Below are 15,534 nucleotides of genomic sequence, written 5' to 3' on the forward strand. Positions count from 1 at the left end.
CCCGGTTAATATCGCCGGCATGGAGACTTCGCGAGCCAGCCCGGCGCGTCGCCGCAATCACTACGACGTGACCGATCGCGTACAGATTTCGCATCCGCGGGATGTCTGTACCGCGGTCTGCGATCTGCTGGCCGGTCTGTATCCGGACGCCGATCTGGCGGCCGTGCGGCAGGCTTTCGCGACGTTCGGCCGGCTCTACGCCGGAACCCTGCCCGGCTATGCCGGCTGCGACACCTGGTATCACGACGCCCAGCACAGCCTCGACTGTGCACTGGCGATGATGCGCCTGCTCGACGGCCACGAACGCAGCGTGCCGGCCGCGCAGAAGCTGGGCGCGCATCGCGCCGTGCTCGGCGTGCTGATTGCGCTGTTTCACGATGCCGGCTACATCCGTCGGCGCGGCGACCACGCCGTCAACGGCGCCGAGTTCACGCTCACGCACGTCTACCGCAGCGGCGAGTTCCTCGGTGAATACCTGCCGAAGATCGGCTATGGCGACGATGTCGCCAAGGCGCAGCAGATCGTCCATTTCACCGGCTACGAGATCGCGCTCGACAAGATCCGCGTGCGCGACGGCAAGGACCGCATGCTTGGCTTCCTGCTGGGCAGCGCCGACGTGCTCGCGCAGACCGCCGACCGCTGCTATCTCGAAAAATGCCGCGACTTCCTGTTTCGTGAATTCGCTCTGTGCGGTCTGGCCGGCGCCCGGCGGACGGGCGGACCGACGCCGATCTACGGTTCGTCACGCGAGTTGCTCGAGAAGACCGTCGACTTCAACCGCGCACTCTGGGACGAGCGGCTCGACGGGTATTTCGGCGGTGCACATCGCTTTCTCGACGTGCATTTCGGCGGCCCCAACCCTTACGGTCTGGCGATCGCCGCGCATCTGGCTCGCATCGAAAAGCTGGTGCGCCGCAATCGTCTCGGTGAACTGAAACTGCGCCCGGTCGCGATCGGTCGCGATCGGCTGCGCCGTATCATCGGCACGCCGTCAAGTCGGGTGAACGGCGGATCACGCACGCTGTCCCAGCGAGCCTGAAACGAGCCGCATCAGGACGCGATACCGACCAGTCGCCGATACTTGGCCTGCAGCTGCTCACGCGTTTCCTCGTGTTCCGGATCAAGTGGAATGCAGGCAACCGGACACACCGGCTGACACTGCGGCACGTCGAAATGGCCGACGCATTCGGTGCACAGATCCGGATCGATTTCGTAGATTTCGATGCCCTGCGAAATCGCGTGATTCGGGCAGACGGGCTCGCAGACGTCGCAGTTGATGCAATCGTGCGTGATCTTCAGGGCCATGCCGTATTGTAACGGCGCCGCATGCCGCTCAGGCCTTGCGCGCGCTCTGCTTGCGTCCGAAGCGTGCCTTCAGGATCGGCATCACCGCTTCCGGCACCAGCTTCTCGACCGGCGCGCCAAGCCCGGCCAGTTCGCGCACCAGCGACGATGACAGATGCGCGTAGGCCGGCGAGGGGTTCATGATCACGGTATCGAGTTGCGGATACAGGTCACGGTTCATCACCGCCATCTGCTTCTCGTAATCGAAATCGGCGGTGGTCCGCACGCCGCGCACCAGTACCGTCACGCCGTGCTCGCGCGCGAAATCGACGACCAGCCCGCTGAAGCCCTGCACTTCGACGTTCTTCAGCTTGTGGACCACTTCACGTATCAGTTCGACACGCTCGTCGAGCGTGAACTTGGGGTTCTTCGCGATGTTGCTGCCGACGGCGACGATCAGCTTCGGAAACATCTTCGAGGCGCGCTTGATGATGTCGAAGTGTCCGAACGTGATCGGATCGAAAGTGCCGCTGTAAGCCGCGGTGACGGGCATGGTCTTCTCTCGTGTGCAGATCGGCCGGCCGTGAAGCTTGCGTGAGGCGCAGGCGTTCAGGCCTTCTCGGCCGGGTGATGGTAGGTCGCGAGTGCCGAGCATACCTGACCGGCCTTTTTCTCCCGCAGCAATTCGAAGCGCTCGGGCAGGGCCGGCGGCTTGCCCGGCGACCATTCGAGGTAGATCCGGTTGTACGGCGCGAGCGCCTTCGGCAGCTCCGGCAGCACGCGTTCGAGCAGACCCTTGTCGTACGGCGGATCGAGAAACACGATGTCGAAGCGATGCCAGGTCTGCGCCAGGTAGTAGAGCGCGTCGAGTTCCATGACCTCGGCATGCTGCGCCTTGAACAGACTCAGCGCCGTGCGGATCGCCGTCGCCTGCCGGTGACCGTCCTCGACGAAGCAGCAGCTGGCCGCACCACGCGACAGCGCCTCGATGCCGAGCGCACCGCTGCCGGCGAACAGATCGAGGCAGCGCGCACCGTCGATGCGCGGCGCGAGCCAGTCGAACAGCGTCTGGCGTACCCGGTCGGGCGTCGGTCGCACGCCGTTGGCGGCGTCGAATTCGATGACACGCGAACGCCACTCGCCGCCGATCACGCGCAGCTTGCCTTCGCCGCGCCGTTTCACGGCGCGCTCCCCGCGCAGCGACGCGCGACGCGCGATGCGTGGTCGGCGGGCGAACGGCAGGGCGCTTGATCGGACTTCATGGCTCACGACTTTATCCAGCCGCGAGCCGCCGTCAATCCCGCCTCAATGCTGGCCGGCGTCGCGCCTGGCGAGGATCGCTTCGATCTGGTCCATGATGTGATCCATGCGCGCGGCAATCGCGTCATACGGTGCCGGACTCGCCAGATCGACACCGGCCTTCTTGACCAGCTCGTAAGGATAGTCCGAGCCGCCGGCACGCAGAAGATTCAGGTAGCGCTCGCGTGCACCCGGCTTGTGGTCGAGGATGTCCTGCGCGAACTCGCTGCTGGCGGCGATCGACGTCGCGTACTGGTAGACGTAGAACGGGTTGTAGAAGTGCGGGATGTACATCCACTCGGCGGCGTCGATGTCGTCGATCCTGACCGGCGGATGGGCGTCGCCGGTGTCGCCGTGGTACTTGCGCAGGATGTCGCCGTAGATCTGCGTCAGCCCCTCGCCGGTCAGCGCCTCGCCGCGATCGGCGCGCGCGTGCACCTCTCGCTCGAAGGTCGCGAACATGGCCTGACGGAAGTAGGTGGTGCGCAGGTTTTCGAGCGCCGAGCCGAGATAGAACAACTTCTCGTCGTCGCTCCTGGCGATCTTCAGCATGTGATCGAGCAGCAGCGCCTCGTTCAGCGTCGAGGCGATTTCGGCGATGAAGATCGGATAGTCGGAGGTCACGAACGGCTGGGCCTTGTTGGCCAGCACGGTATGCATGGCGTGGCCCCACTCGTGGGCGATCGTCGACACCGATTCGTAGTCGTCGTTGTAGTTGATCAGCAGGTACGGATGCACGTCATACGCGTTGCCGGCCATGTGCGCACCGGACGTCTTGTGCGGCCGCGGATAGACGTCCATCCAGCGGCTGCCGACACCCTTGCGCATCGCCGCCACGTAGTCGGCGCCCAGCGGTTTGACGGCATCGAGCATCAGCTGCTCGCCGGTTGCGATCGGATATTTCTGCGAGGACTTCACGATCGGCACGTAAAGATCGTAGTAATGCAGTTCGTCGATGCCGAGCAGGCGGGCGCGCAGACGGAAGTAGCGATGCAGCGTCGGCAGATGCGCCTCGGTCTGCTGGATCAGCGTGTCGTACACCGCCGCCGGCACGGCGCTGCCATCCAGGGCCTGCGCCAGCGAATCCGGATAGTGACGGACCTTGGCGTAGGCGCTGCTGTTCTTCAGCATGCCGTAGAACGTCGCGCCGAAGGTGTTCTCGTATTCCTTCCACTTGCCGAAGAAGGCATCGAACACCTGTTTGCGCTCGTCACGATCGGCGGCACTGCGGTACTTGGTGTAGGCGGCCTGATCGAGGCGCACGTCCTGACCGTCGAGTTTCAGCGTCGGCCAGGGCAGATCGGCGCTGGACAGCATGCCGTAGGTGTTCTGCGGCGCATCGCTGGTGGCCGACAAGGTCGCGATGATCGACTCGCCTTCGGCGTCGAGCGTATGTGCCTTGCCGCGCAGGATATCGGCGAGCGGATGGCGGTAGATCGCCAGCGATTGGTCCTGCGCCAGCCAGCCGTCGATCTGCTGCTCGCCGATCGCGAGAATCTCCGGCGCAAACGAGCTGGCCGCCTCGCCGAACGCGGTACCCAGGTTGTTGGCGCGTTGATCGAGTTCCTGGCTGCTGGCCTTGTCGTTGGCTTCGTCGAGCAGTTGCGACGAATAGATGCGCAGGCGGTAGTAGCGCCGGGCGGCGTCGCTCTGCAGATCAAGGCAGGACTTGAAGCGTGCGCGACTGTCGGCCAGATGGCCCCGGCAGGCTTCGAGATCCTTGAGCTGTGCCTGCAGCTTGCCGGCGTCGGCATTCCAGGCCGCGACATCCGGGTACAGGTCGGCCAGATTCCAGCGATAGGCCGGATCGTCGGCAAAGACCGGCCCCGCCAGCATGACCATCAACAGCCCCGCCGCGGCGATACGCATGACGACACTCCCCCGTTCGGACAAGGTGCCGATTATGCGCAGACTGCGACGAGGCCGCGTGCGGGAGATTCCTCAGCCTGCCGGCGGGCGCGGCTCGACGATGCCGAAATGGCGGCGCAGATAGCGATGCCGGTGCCGGAACAGCAGGTCGATCACCGGACGCAGCAGCCAGGCCGGCAGAAAGCGCGGCTGGATTTCGAGTTCGTCGACCAGACGCGAACCATCCGGCAGCAGTTCGACGTAGCGCCGGTGGCGCCAGCGGCGCTGCAGCCACGAACTCGAATCTTCCTGGAAACCGTAATCCCAGAATCGTTCAATGCGCAGACCGTGACGGTCGAACGGCAGCACGCCGAACAGCAGCAGCCAGCTGTTGAACAGCAGGCTGCCCTGCGGTGCATCACGCAGGCCGAGACCGGCGAACGCCTTCGGTACGCTCATCCGCATCAACGGCGACAGCTCGCTGTTGACGCCGGACATCTGCGTCGCATGCAACCAGATGGTCGGCGGCTCGGCCGCCAGATGGCTTTCAAAGCGCAGCCAGATCATCGTCGCGCTCCCGTCGCGTCGTCATCCGTCGAGCATCCCGCAGACGCGTGAACCGGCGGTGAAGCGGGCGACGGGCAGCGCGCCCGTCCTCAGGCTTGCGTACCGCCGATGGTCAGGGCATCGAGCTTCAGTGTCGGCTGGCCGACGCCGACCGGCACGCTCTGGCCGTCCTTGCCGCAGACCCCGACGCCGGTGTCGAGCTTGAGATCGTTGCCGACCATGGAGACCCGCGACAGCGCCTCCGGACCATTGCCGATCAGGGTCGCCCCCTTCACCGGGCGCGTGATCCTGCCGTTCTCGATCAGGTAGGCCTCGGACGCCGAGAACACGAAACTGCCGGATGTGATGTCGACCTGGCCACCGCCGAAGTTGACGGCATACAGGCCCTTCTCGACCGAGGCAACGATGTCGCCCGGTTCGCTCTTGCCGGCCAGCATGTAGGTATTGGTCATGCGCGGCATCGTCAGCTGCGCGTACGACTCGCGGCGACCATTGCCGGTCGGCGCCATTTTCATCAGCTTGGCGTTGAGCTTGTCCTGCAGATAGTTCTTCAGCACGCCGTTCTCGATCAGCGTCGTGCACTGTGTCGGTGTGCCCTCGTCGTCCACCGTCAGCGAGCCGCGCCGATCGAGCAAGGTGCCGTCGTCGACGATCGTGCACAGCTCCGACACCACTTTCTCGCCGATGCGGCCCGAGAACGCCGACGTGCCCTTGCGGTTGAAATCGCCTTCCAGGCCGTGGCCGACCGCCTCGTGCAGCAGCACGCCGGGCCAACCGGGGCCGAGCACGACAGGAAGCTGACCGGCCGGCGCCGGCACCGCTTCCAGCAGCATCAGCGCCATGCGCACGGCCTCGCGTGCATAGCGTTCCGGCATGTCGCCGTCGAAGACATCCGCGTAGCGGGCGCGTCCGCCGCCGCCGGCATGGGCCTGCTCGCGACGCCCCTGATGCTCGATGATGACCGACACATCCATGCGCACCAGCGGCCGCACGTCGGCACTCCAGGTGCCGTCGCTGCCGGCGACGAGGATGGTTTCGTAGCTGCCGGCCAGCGAGCACATCACCTGGATCACGCGCGAATCGGCGGCACGCGCGGCCGCGTCGGCGCGGCGCAGCAGTTCCAGTTTGCGCTCGGTCGGCCAGCTCTTGAGCGGATCGACCGCCGCGTACAAGGGTTTGACGAGGCGCGGCGCGAACGCCTGCACCGTGCCTTCCTGGCCGTGACGGACGATCGCGCCGGCGGTATTCGCGGCGTCGCCGAGCGCCGGCATGCGCAGATCGTCCGAGTACGCCAGGCCCTGCTTGTCGCCGGCGACCGCACGCACGCCGACACCGTGTTCGATGTGATGTGCGCCCGACTTGATCATGCTGTCTTCCAGCGACCAGGTTTCGGTCACCGCATGCTGGAAATACAGATCGGCGCTGTCGACACCCGGTTTCATCAAGCGTCCGAGCACGTCGGCGATGCGGTTCTCGTCCAGCTCCGCCGGTTCGAGGAAGGTCTGCCGCGCAAGATCAAGGGATTCAGTCATGGCATTCATAGTGACGGCGGATACGCGGTTTGCAAGCGCCGGTGCGCGAGCGCGGGGAACGACTGTCGCAGTTCGGCCTGGCGCTCGGCGTCGCGAGCCGCCAGCACGAGGCCCGGCGCCTCGGCGCGCGCCGCCAGTACCTCGCCCCAGGGTTCGACGATCAGGCTGTGCCCGTAGGTCGCCCGGCCGCTCGGATGCGTGCCGCACTGGCCGGGCGCGATGACATAGCAGAGGTTCTCGACCGCACGCGCGCGCAGCAGCAGATCCCAGTGCGCCTCGCCGGTCTTGACGGTGAATGCCGCCGGCACCACCAGCAATTCGGCGCCGGCCTGCGCCAATGCGCGATACAGCTCCGGAAAGCGGACGTCGTAGCAGACCGACAGGCCGACGCGACCGGCCGGCGTGTCGACCACCACCGGATGCAGGCGTCCCGGCGCGATGCTCGCCGATTCGCGATAGCGCTCGCCGCCGCCGTTCGGCACGTCGATGTCGAACAGATGGATCTTGTCGTAGCGCGCGACGCGCGCACCGTCGCTGTCGTAGACGCAGCAGGAGGCGTATACCCGCGGTTCGCCGTCGACCGCGATCGGCAAGGTCCCGGCGATGATCCACAGATCGAGCTCGCGCGCCAGCGCGGCGATGCGATCCTGGATCAGGCCTCGTCCGTCGGCTTCGGCATGCGCGAGCTTGTCGCGTTCATGCTTGCCCATGAACGCGAAATTCTCCGGCAGCACTGCAAGCCGCGCGCCGGCGCTTGCCGCCTCGCGCAGCAGTTGCGCGGCCTGCTCGAGATTGGCGACGACATCGTCGCCGCTGTTCATCTGGATCGCCGCGACCGTCGCGTTCATTTCTTCGGCTCCGACTTCTTTTTTTGCACTGCGTGCGGCTCGGCCGCATGCGAATCGACTTTCTCGACCTGCGGGTTGTCCCAGCTGCCGAACAAGTGATACGTCAGCTGCGTCACCGAGTCGAGCGGTTTGTCGAGCACTTCCTGCGCAAGCAGCACCAGCGCGCCGACCGCCGGACCGCCGAGCAGGGCGGCGCCGAGCGTGACGCCGGACGACAATCCCGCCGGATAGACCGTCACGCGCTGATCGTAGTCACGCGCGACCAGGCCGATGCGACCACGCATGTCGATCTTCACCGACGGGCCCTTGATCGTCAGGTCGTCGGTCACCGCCGCGCCGTCGCCGAGATCGAAATGCCCGTCGATGTGATCGAAGCCGAGCCCCTCGTCGACCACGTCGCTGAAATTCAGCAGCAGGCGTCGCGGCAACGCGTAGAAATTGAGCAGGCCGAGCACGCGGCCGGCGCCCGGCTTGACCGCACGCAACTGACCATCCTCGGCGCTGAGATCGACGCGGCCGGCGGCTTGCTGCCACATCAGCCCGCTGGCCGAGGGCTGCCACTTCAGATCGACCTTGATCTGCGTCTTCTTCGCGCTGAAGTTCTGCTCGTAATCGAGTGCACGCAGTACGGCTTCGAAATCGCTGCTGTCGGCATTGGCCTGCAGCTCGGCGGTCGATTTGCCGCCGCGGCGGCGCCACTGGCCGCTGGCGTCGAGCGTCAGCGCGCCGCCGGCGATCTTCAGCCGATCGAGCCGCTGGCCATCGGCGATCCGCACGCTCCTGAGCTCGACCCGGCCGAGATCGGCGTCCTTGCCGGTCAGCGACGCGCACAGCAGATCGACGTCCGGCCACTGCGCCGGAGCGGCCGGCGGCGCGCCGCTTGCCGGCGACTGTAGCGGCGCGCCGTTGCTCTTCGCGGCCACGGCTTCGCCAGCGAGGTCCCTGGCGGTGTCGGCTGTCTCGGCCGGTGTCAGTGCCAGATGATCGAGGCGCACGACGAGATGTCCGGGTGACGGGCCACTCCACTCGGCGGTGCCCTGCGCACCGTCGCCGCTCAGGCTCGCGCGCCAACCATCCGGCAGCGGCAGCCAGTGCAGGTGCAGCGCTGCGGTGAGCTGCTGCTGCCAGCGCAGGTGGTCGGCATCCAGATCGATCAGGTCGAGCGGCAGGCCGCCGTCCCCTGGCGCCGCCGCGGACGCGACGGCCGCGGTACCGGCGGCGACCGGCGCGGCCGGACCGTCGTCACGATGACCGATCAGACCGATCCAGGCACCGAGGTCGAGCGTGCCGGCATGACCATCGACGATGAAGCTGCCTTTCTGCGCTTTCGGCGCCAGCGCCGCACCGAAACGCAAGCGCAGACCCTGCAGGTCCATTCCCCGCTGCCCGTTGTCACGCCCGGCCAGCATCATGTCGGCGGCGGCGCGCTGGCCGTAGTCGACGGCGATCCGCAGCGGCGCGTCGGCGTCGCCGCCAATCCGCACCTGAATCGGCAAGGGCGTGTCGGTCGGCTTGGCCAGCGGCTCCGGCAGCCGGATTTCGGTGCCGCGCAGATCGCTGCTGAGGGTCAGCGCGGTGCCGCCGTGCGCCTCGATCGGCAACTCGGCACGCCATTGGCTGCTGCCGCCCAGCGCCGTGCGGATGAAGTCCGGAAGGAACTCGCTGGCGCCGACGCCGTCGGCGTTCGGCGTGAACGGAAACTCGGCGATGACCACGCCATGAGTGCCCTCGCGCGGCTCCATGCGCACGGTCAGCGGCAGATCCTCGAAGCGCCCGGTGACGCTGTCGGCCGTCGCGCCGGCGCGCGTGAAATGCACGGTGCCGGTGATGCCGCTGAGCGGCTGGTCGAGCTTGTCGTAGAACATCTGCACGTTGTCGAGCGCGACGTCACCGTCGACGGTGGTCGAGTCGAGGTCGTGCAGCGGCAGGTCCAGCTTCACCTTCACGGTCGCATCGCCGGCCGCTCGCGTCTGGTCGAGCAGACCGCTGAGCTGCTCGTGCAGCGGCGAGGCGCGCAGGAAGTCGTAGTAGCGGCCGATTTCGCCGCTGGTCGTGGCATCAACCTCGATGTCGGCATTGGACAGGTCATCGATGCGCGCGAGCGCGTGATCGAGCTTGTTGCCATTGATGTTGGCGGCCGAGGCCTCGACCGCGAGACTGTCGCGATCCAGGCTCAGATGCGCCGAGACGTCGCTGAGTTGCGGCCAGTCCGGCGCGAAGACGAGGTCGGCGCCGCTGATGTCGGCATCCAGTTTCCAGATGCCGTCCGGATGCTTGCCGAACGGAAAGTCGGCGAGCGGGCCGCGGATCGTCAGGCTGCCGCTCGACGCATGGGCGCGCTTCAGGCTGTTGTTCAGCCAGTCGCGCAGATGATCGCTCCAGTGCAGGAGCATGTACGGCTTGAGCAGGTTGATGTCCTGCACCGCGAAGTTCGCGCCCAGGTCAAGCACGGGCGAGGCACCGGAATCGGCCGGCAGCTGCAGATCGAAATGGCCGTCGCCACTGGTACCGACCCAGGTCCAGGAGAAGGCCGGGCTGCCGATCCGCCAGCCGTCGCTGCCGTGGCTCCACTGCACCTGTCCGTCGAAGCCGTCGAGCGCCAATGGTTTGCCGACGGCATTCGGCAACTGCAGTTCGACCGGCGCCTGCTTGAGCCGCAGCTGGCCACCGCTCTCGTTGGCCGAGGCCTCGCCGGAGATATGCGATACACCGATGTGCGCGTCCGGCGCCAGCGCCACATCGTCGAGACGTGCGGTCGTCGAGTAGCGCGTGTGGCCTTCGCCGTCGGTGTGCAGACGCAAGACCAGATTGCGCAGCGTGCCGGACAGGCGCGGCAGTTGCGCGGTGGCAGCCGGCATGTCGCGCCAGACCGCCAGCCAGGGCGTCAGCCGGCCGAGATGCAGTTCATCGGCGTTGACGTCGAGCTCGTGACCGTCGGCATCGTCCATCCAGCGCAGACTGCCGCGCGCCAGCAGATCGTCGTCGAAGCGCAGTTCCTTCAGATCGGCAAACCAGCCGCGCGCGTCGTTGCCGAGGTTGGCGCGCAGGTGCATCTTCCGGGCGCCGCTGGCGTGACCGCCGTGGGCGACGATGAAACCTTCCGAGTCGGCGTCGAATTGGGCGTCGCGCACCTGGCCGTTGCGCAGATGGCCTTCGACCGAACCGTTGAGGTTCTCGGCGCCGATCTGCACGCCTTTCTGCAGGAACGGCGCGAGCCAGCCCTGCGGCCGCAGCCGTTCGAAGTCGAACTCGAAATCGCCGGTCCATTGCTGCGGATCGACGATCGGCCCGTCGATGTCCGCCGACAGTTCGACGACGTCGCCATGCGTGACCGGCAGCTGCGCGCGACCGTCGATCTCGAAGCCATGTGCGCTCTGCTCGAGATCGAGCCGCACGATGCGCAGCTGCTGGCCATCGTCGCCGAACGGCTTGCCGCTGAAGGCCAGCGTGCAGTTCTGCACGACGACATGGCCGAAGCCCGCGATCTGCTTCTGCAGGGCGTCGCGCTTCTGCTGCGAAAGCTCGCCGGTGCCGGCCGGGAAGCCGGCGAAACTCCACTGGCCGTCATCGCCGCGCTCGATGTCGAGTGTCAGGCCCGAGACTTCCAGACGCTCCGGCAGCATGTCGCCGGTCAGCAGACGGAACGGACTGAAGCCGAGGCTCAGGCGGTCCATCGTCAGGCTTTCGTCGCCGTCGTCGCTGAACAAGGTGATATCGGTCAGATCGAGCCGCGGCTCGATGCCGTGCCAGCCGAGATTGACGCCGCCGATCTGCACCGGCCGATTGGCGACACGCGTCACCCACGCCGACAGGTCGGCGCGGTAGCTCGGCAGGGTGAGAACCGCGAGCTGGAACAGGCCGCTGATGACCGCGCCGGCAATGACGACGGCGGCCAGCAGCGTGATCGCCCAGGTCCACCAGCGGCGTTTGACGCGTTCCATGGATCAGCGCAGAAGAAAACGGCCGCCATTGTCGCGTGCGACGGCGCCAAGAGCCACTGCCGGCCGGACCGGAATCCAGCCGATCGCTGTCAGCGAATGCCTATAGCGGCACGACGTCGAAGTTCTCCTGGGTGTAGCCGGCCTCGGCCTGCAGCCGGATCGGCCGTTCGAGACTGGCTTCCAGCGCCGCCAGTCCGGACGGCTGTTCCTCGACCAGGCGCTGGACGATATGTGGCGCCGCCAGCACCAGAAAACCCTTGGCCTCGAACTGGCGGGCGGCGCGCTGCACTTCGCGCGCGATCTCGTGGCAGACCGTTTCCACGGTCTTGATCGTGCCGCGACCGCTGCAGGCCGGGCATGGCTCGCAGAGAATGTGGCCCAGCGATTCGCGCGTGCGCTTGCGCGTCATTTCGATCAAGCCCAGCGGCGAGAACGGATGGATCTGCGTGCGCGCGTGATCGGCCGCCAGCGCACGCTCCAGTGCACGCAGCACCTGCGCGCGATGGTCCTCGGATTTCATGTCGATGAAATCGAGAATGATGATGCCGCCGAGATTGCGCAGCCGCAGCTGGCGCGCGATGGCCTGCGCCGCCTCCAGATTGGTTTTCAGCACCGTCTCTTCGAGATTGCGGTGGCCGATGTAGGCGCCGGTGTTGACGTCGACCGTGGTCATCGCCTCGGTCTGGTCGAACACCAGGTGACCGCCGGACTTCAGATCGACCTTGCGTTCGAGCGCGCGCGAGATGTCGTCCTCGACGCCGTACAGATCGAAGATCGGCGCGCGACCTTCATACAGCTCGACCAGCGGCGCGGCCTGCGGAATGAAGGTCTGTGCAAATTCGCGGACCCGCTCGCACTCGCTGGCCGAGTCGATGCGGATGCGCTCGACGGTGGTGCCGAGCAGATCGCGCAGGATGCGCATCGACAGCGGCAGATCGCCGTGCACCAGCGTGCCGGGCGGTGCCGGCTCCGCCTGGGTGATGACATCGTCCCAGAGCCGCAGCAGGAACAGCAGGTCGGCTTCCAGTGCGACAGGCTCGGCGCCGTCGGCCGCCGTGCGTGCGATCACGCCGAAGTTCGGCGCCAGCCGCTGCTGCAGCTCGTCGAGGATCTGCTTGAGCCGGCCGCGTTCGGCCTCGTCCTCCAACCGCGCCGACACGCCGACATGCGGCTCGTAGGGCAGCAGCACCAGATAGCGCGAGGGAATCGACAACAGGCTGGTCAGGCGCGCGCCCTTGCTGCCGAGCGGATCCTTGACGATCTGCACGAGCACACGCTGGCCGTCATGCAGCAATTGCGTGATCAGCGGCGCGGCGCCGCCATTGGCGGGCGTCGCCAGCATGTCGTTGACGTGCAGGAACGCCGTGCGCTCGAGGCCGATCTCGATGAAGGCCGCCTGCATGCCGGGCAGCACGCGCTGCACCGTGCCCTTGTAGATGTTGCCGGTCAGGCCGTGCCGCGACGCGCGCTGGACGTGAACCTCCTGCGCGCTGCCGCCCTCGACCAGCGCGACACGCGTCTCCTGCGGCCCGATATTGACCAGTATTTCTGTACTCATGCTCTGGATGGAAGAAAAAGGGGTTCGATGCCGAATTGTTTCAGAAGCGCGGCAGTCTCGAACAAGGGCAGGCCGACGACGCCGCTGTAGGAACCGCTGATTTCGGTCACGAACAGCGCGCCGAGGCCCTGGATGCCGTAACTGCCGGCCTTGTCGGCCGGCTCGCCGCTGGCCCAGTAGGCCGCCGCCTGTGCCGGCGCGATCGCCGCGAATCGCACGCGTGTCACCGACAGCGCGACCGCCTCGCAGGCATCGTGCACGACCGCGGCCGCCGAATACACCTCGTGCTCGCGATCGGACAGCGCGGCCAGCATCGCCAGCGCATCGTCGCGGTCGCGCGGCTTGCCGAGGATGCGGCCGTCGAGCACGACATCGGTGTCGGCGCCGAGCACCGGCAGACCGAGCGTCGAGCGTTGCCAGCCGGCGCGCGCCTTGGCCAGCGCGATGCGGCGGGCATAGTCGGCCGCCGTTTCGCCGGCTTCGACCTGCTCGACGATATCGGCCGGTGCGACAACGAAGCGCAGGCCGAACTGCTGCAGCAGTTCGGCGCGACGCGGCGATTGCGAGGCCAGCAGCAGTTGCGGCTCCAAGTTGGCTCCGATGGGAAATTGCGCTCACAGCATGGGCGATGTCGCCGTTGCTGCGCTACTGTCGGCGCACAAGATCGGGAGGAGCACGAGCATGGGCAGCAGCGCGAGCATCAAACAGCAGGTCCCGGAAACCGAATGGCAGGCACGGGTCGATCTGGCGGCGGCCTACCGGCTGGTCGCGCATTTCGGCTGGGACGATCTGGTGTTCACCCACATCTCCGCACGCGTGCCCGGCGAGGATGGCCATTTCCTGATCAATCCCTACGGCTGGCTGTTCGACGAAATCACCGCATCGAGCCTGGTCAAGATCGATCTGCAGGGCCGCAAGGTCATGGACTCGCCGAATCCGATCAATCCGGCCGGCTTCACGATCCACAGCGCGATCCACGCCGCGCGCCACGACGCCCATTGCGTGATGCACACGCATTCGCTGAACGGGGTCGCGGTCTCGGCGCAGAAGGGCGGCGTGCTGCCGATCTCGCAGCAGTCGACGCTGGTCCTGGCGTCACTGGCCTACCACGACTACGAGGGCATCGCCCTCAACGAAGACGAGAAACCGCGCCTGGTCGGCGATCTCGGCGACAAGATCTTCCTGATGCTGCGCAATCACGGCCTGCTGACGGTCGGCGCGACGCCGGCCGACGCCTTCCTGGCGATGTACGTGTTCGAAGCCGCCTGCATGATCCAGGTACGCGCGCAGGCGGGCGGCGGCGAGCTGATACCGGTCAACCCGAAGATCGTCGCCGGCGTGCAGGCCGCCGCCGCGGCTGTCACCAAGGGCTTGGGCGGCGCGCTGGCCTGGCCGGGTCTGCTGCGTCGGCTCGACCGTCTCGATCCCTCGTTCCGCGACTAGGGCCTGTTAACGCTATGGCAGTCGCTGCGGCATGCGCAGCATCGCCCAGGCCAGCGCCAGCTGGCCCGGCAGCATGGCACCGATCCACGGCAGGTTCTGCTGCGCGCCGGGCAGCAACAGCAGCGGCAGGCTGACGGTCGCCAGCAACGCGATCACGACCGCCAGCAACCGTTGCCAGGCGCGCGGCTGCCAGCCGACGCGCGCCGACATCAGCCAGGCCGGCAGCAGCAACAGGCACAGGGGATCGAACAGCAGCAGATTGCGGTTCGCCCACAGCGCCCAGTGTTCGGTCAGCGTCCAGCCGGCGAGCAGCACCAGCCCGCCGAGCGCGGCCTTGACGCTGGTCGCGAACGCCAGCAGCGCGAAGCTCCAGCGCGCGGCGCGTTGCCGGCGCAGGCGATCGAGCAACAGCAGCAAGGCGGCAAAGGCGAGCCCCAGGACGGTCAGCGGCAGGGTCCAGGCCGGCGGCCGCGCCGGTTCCGGCCAGGCATCGCTGCGCAGGACCCAGGTCGCGTGCGCCACCAGCGGTCGCGTGCTGCCGTCGGCGTTGACGAGCTGCGCGTCCTGCACGACGTCCTTCAGCACCATCGGCACGAAGCTCTGCTGCCAGCGGTCGATCGGCACGTCGGCACGCGGGCCCATGCCGAGATCCATCAACAGGGACAGGGGCGCGACCGGCGCGATCAGGCGCGTTGCCTCGAAGCGATACGTGCGGCCGCTGGCGACACCCCGACTGGCGCGGGCGATCGCACCGCCGCTGGCCTTGTCGAGCGCATCGCGCACACGCGTCGCGCAGTTCGAGACGAAGTAGTCGTAGCGATATTCGGCGTTTTCCGGCTGCACGTTCCATTGCAGATAGGCGGCCAGCCCGCGGCGCTGTTCGGCGTCGAGATCGAGCTGCTGCAGGTAAACCCAACGCCGTTCCGAAGCATAGAAACGCAGCGCGTCATAAAACGGCTGCTCGGCGACGCGATAATTCATGCGGCCACGCGCGAAGTTCAGGAAGAAATTCTTCTGATGAAAATCGAACATGCCGTAGTTGTAGAGCCGCGCGTCCGGATCGGCCGGATCGCCGACCAGGATGGCGTCGTGACCGAAGCGTTCCCAGTAGGTTTCGCCCGGACCGAAGGTGATCAGGCTGATCGCGGGAGATGGCGCCGTGTCCTGTGCCAGCGCCGGCTGGACGCCGAGCAGCGGCAGGATTGCCAGCATCG

General features: G+C 66.9%; 13 protein-coding genes. 2 read left to right on the forward strand and 11 right to left on the reverse strand.

The annotated features are described in order from the left end of the window. Positions 1–19: 19 nt before the first annotated feature. A complete protein-coding gene (locus G7Y85_RS14375) occupies positions 20–1,039 on the forward strand; it encodes a hypothetical protein (protein ID WP_166258483.1) in 1,020 nt (339 codons plus the stop codon). A gap of 11 nt (positions 1,040–1,050) precedes the next feature. Here the strand turns inward: G7Y85_RS14375 and G7Y85_RS14380 are convergent, their stop codons facing one another. The 10 genes from G7Y85_RS14380 to G7Y85_RS14425 all read right to left on the reverse strand — a co-directional run bounded on the left by G7Y85_RS14380 (position 1,051) and on the right by G7Y85_RS14425 (position 13,467). Then, positions 1,051–1,305, reverse strand: coding sequence for a YfhL family 4Fe-4S dicluster ferredoxin (locus G7Y85_RS14380; RefSeq protein WP_166258486.1), 255 nt, complete (start codon positions 1,303–1,305; stop codon positions 1,051–1,053). Between the two features lie 28 nt (positions 1,306–1,333). Next, entirely contained in the window at positions 1,334–1,837 is a 504-nt protein-coding gene (gene coaD, locus G7Y85_RS14385; protein WP_166258490.1) for a pantetheine-phosphate adenylyltransferase, read from the reverse strand. A 56-nt stretch (positions 1,838–1,893) separates the two neighbouring features. Then, complete coding sequence (rsmD, locus tag G7Y85_RS14390; RefSeq protein WP_166258494.1) at positions 1,894–2,466, reverse strand: 16S rRNA (guanine(966)-N(2))-methyltransferase RsmD; 573 nt, start codon at positions 2,464–2,466, stop codon at positions 1,894–1,896. Between the two features lie 123 nt (positions 2,467–2,589). Next, positions 2,590–4,452 (reverse strand): oligoendopeptidase F, encoded by a 1,863-nt coding sequence (pepF, locus tag G7Y85_RS14395; RefSeq protein WP_166258498.1) that lies wholly within the window; start codon positions 4,450–4,452, stop codon positions 2,590–2,592. 72 nt (positions 4,453–4,524) lie between these two features. Beyond that, entirely contained in the window at positions 4,525–4,998 is a 474-nt protein-coding gene (locus G7Y85_RS14400; RefSeq protein WP_166258501.1) for an Rv1443c family protein, read from the reverse strand. 89 nt (positions 4,999–5,087) lie between these two features. Continuing rightward, positions 5,088–6,530: a metalloprotease TldD gene (tldD, locus tag G7Y85_RS14405; protein ID WP_166258504.1), complete on the reverse strand. Its 1,443-nt coding sequence runs from the start codon at positions 6,528–6,530 to the stop codon at positions 5,088–5,090. A 5-nt stretch (positions 6,531–6,535) separates the two neighbouring features. Continuing rightward, positions 6,536–7,378: a carbon-nitrogen hydrolase family protein gene (locus tag G7Y85_RS14410; RefSeq protein WP_166258507.1), complete on the reverse strand. Its 843-nt coding sequence runs from the start codon at positions 7,376–7,378 to the stop codon at positions 6,536–6,538. Beyond that, a complete protein-coding gene (locus G7Y85_RS14415) occupies positions 7,375–11,319 on the reverse strand; it encodes a YhdP family protein (RefSeq protein WP_166258510.1) in 3,945 nt (1,314 codons plus the stop codon). The genes G7Y85_RS14410 and G7Y85_RS14415 overlap by 4 nt, the downstream gene beginning before the upstream one ends. Positions 11,320–11,419: 100 nt before the next feature. Then, complete coding sequence (gene rng, locus G7Y85_RS14420) at positions 11,420–12,877, reverse strand: ribonuclease G (RefSeq protein WP_166258513.1); 1,458 nt, start codon at positions 12,875–12,877, stop codon at positions 11,420–11,422. Then, positions 12,874–13,467, reverse strand: coding sequence for a Maf family protein (locus G7Y85_RS14425; protein ID WP_166258517.1), 594 nt, complete (start codon positions 13,465–13,467; stop codon positions 12,874–12,876). The genes rng and G7Y85_RS14425 overlap by 4 nt, the downstream gene beginning before the upstream one ends. A gap of 91 nt (positions 13,468–13,558) precedes the next feature. On the opposite strand from G7Y85_RS14425, the gene G7Y85_RS14430 reads away from it, so the two are divergent. After that, positions 13,559–14,320 carry a class II aldolase/adducin family protein gene (locus tag G7Y85_RS14430; RefSeq protein WP_166258520.1) on the forward strand — a complete coding sequence of 254 codons (762 nt, stop codon included), beginning with the start codon at positions 13,559–13,561 and terminating at the stop codon, positions 14,318–14,320. 12 nt (positions 14,321–14,332) lie between these two features. Here the strand turns inward: G7Y85_RS14430 and G7Y85_RS14435 are convergent, their stop codons facing one another. Next, a complete protein-coding gene (locus G7Y85_RS14435; protein ID WP_166258523.1) occupies positions 14,333–15,532 on the reverse strand; it encodes an Lnb N-terminal periplasmic domain-containing protein in 1,200 nt (399 codons plus the stop codon). Between the last annotated feature and the right edge of the window lie 2 nt (positions 15,533–15,534).

Origin of the sequence: Solimonas terrae (assembly GCF_011067135.1) — a bacterium.
Classification (GTDB): Bacteria; Pseudomonadota; Gammaproteobacteria; order Nevskiales; family Nevskiaceae; genus Solimonas; species Solimonas terrae.

What these genes read in the sequence shown, in the direction of transcription:
- G7Y85_RS14375 (WP_166258483.1), top strand. Translation starts at nt 20, where the DNA reads ATGGAGACTTCGCGAGCCAGCCCGGCGCGTCGCCGCAATCACTACGAC.
- G7Y85_RS14380 (WP_166258486.1), bottom strand. Translation starts at nt 1,305, where the DNA reads ATGGCCCTGAAGATCACGCACGATTGCATCAACTGCGACGTCTGCGAG.
- coaD (WP_166258490.1), bottom strand. Translation starts at nt 1,837, where the DNA reads ATGCCCGTCACCGCGGCTTACAGCGGCACTTTCGATCCGATCACGTTC.
- pepF (WP_166258498.1), bottom strand. Translation starts at nt 4,452, where the DNA reads ATGCGTATCGCCGCGGCGGGGCTGTTGATGGTCATGCTGGCGGGGCCG.
- G7Y85_RS14400 (WP_166258501.1), bottom strand. Translation starts at nt 4,998, where the DNA reads ATGATCTGGCTGCGCTTTGAAAGCCATCTGGCGGCCGAGCCGCCGACC.
- tldD (WP_166258504.1), bottom strand. Translation starts at nt 6,530, where the DNA reads ATGACTGAATCCCTTGATCTTGCGCGGCAGACCTTCCTCGAACCGGCG.
- G7Y85_RS14410 (WP_166258507.1), bottom strand. Translation starts at nt 7,378, where the DNA reads ATGAACGCGACGGTCGCGGCGATCCAGATGAACAGCGGCGACGATGTC.
- G7Y85_RS14415 (WP_166258510.1), bottom strand. Translation starts at nt 11,319, where the DNA reads ATGGAACGCGTCAAACGCCGCTGGTGGACCTGGGCGATCACGCTGCTG.
- rng (WP_166258513.1), bottom strand. Translation starts at nt 12,877, where the DNA reads ATGAGTACAGAAATACTGGTCAATATCGGGCCGCAGGAGACGCGTGTC.
- G7Y85_RS14430 (WP_166258520.1), top strand. Translation starts at nt 13,559, where the DNA reads ATGGGCAGCAGCGCGAGCATCAAACAGCAGGTCCCGGAAACCGAATGG.
- G7Y85_RS14435 (WP_166258523.1), bottom strand. Translation starts at nt 15,532, where the DNA reads ATGCTGGCAATCCTGCCGCTGCTCGGCGTCCAGCCGGCGCTGGCACAG.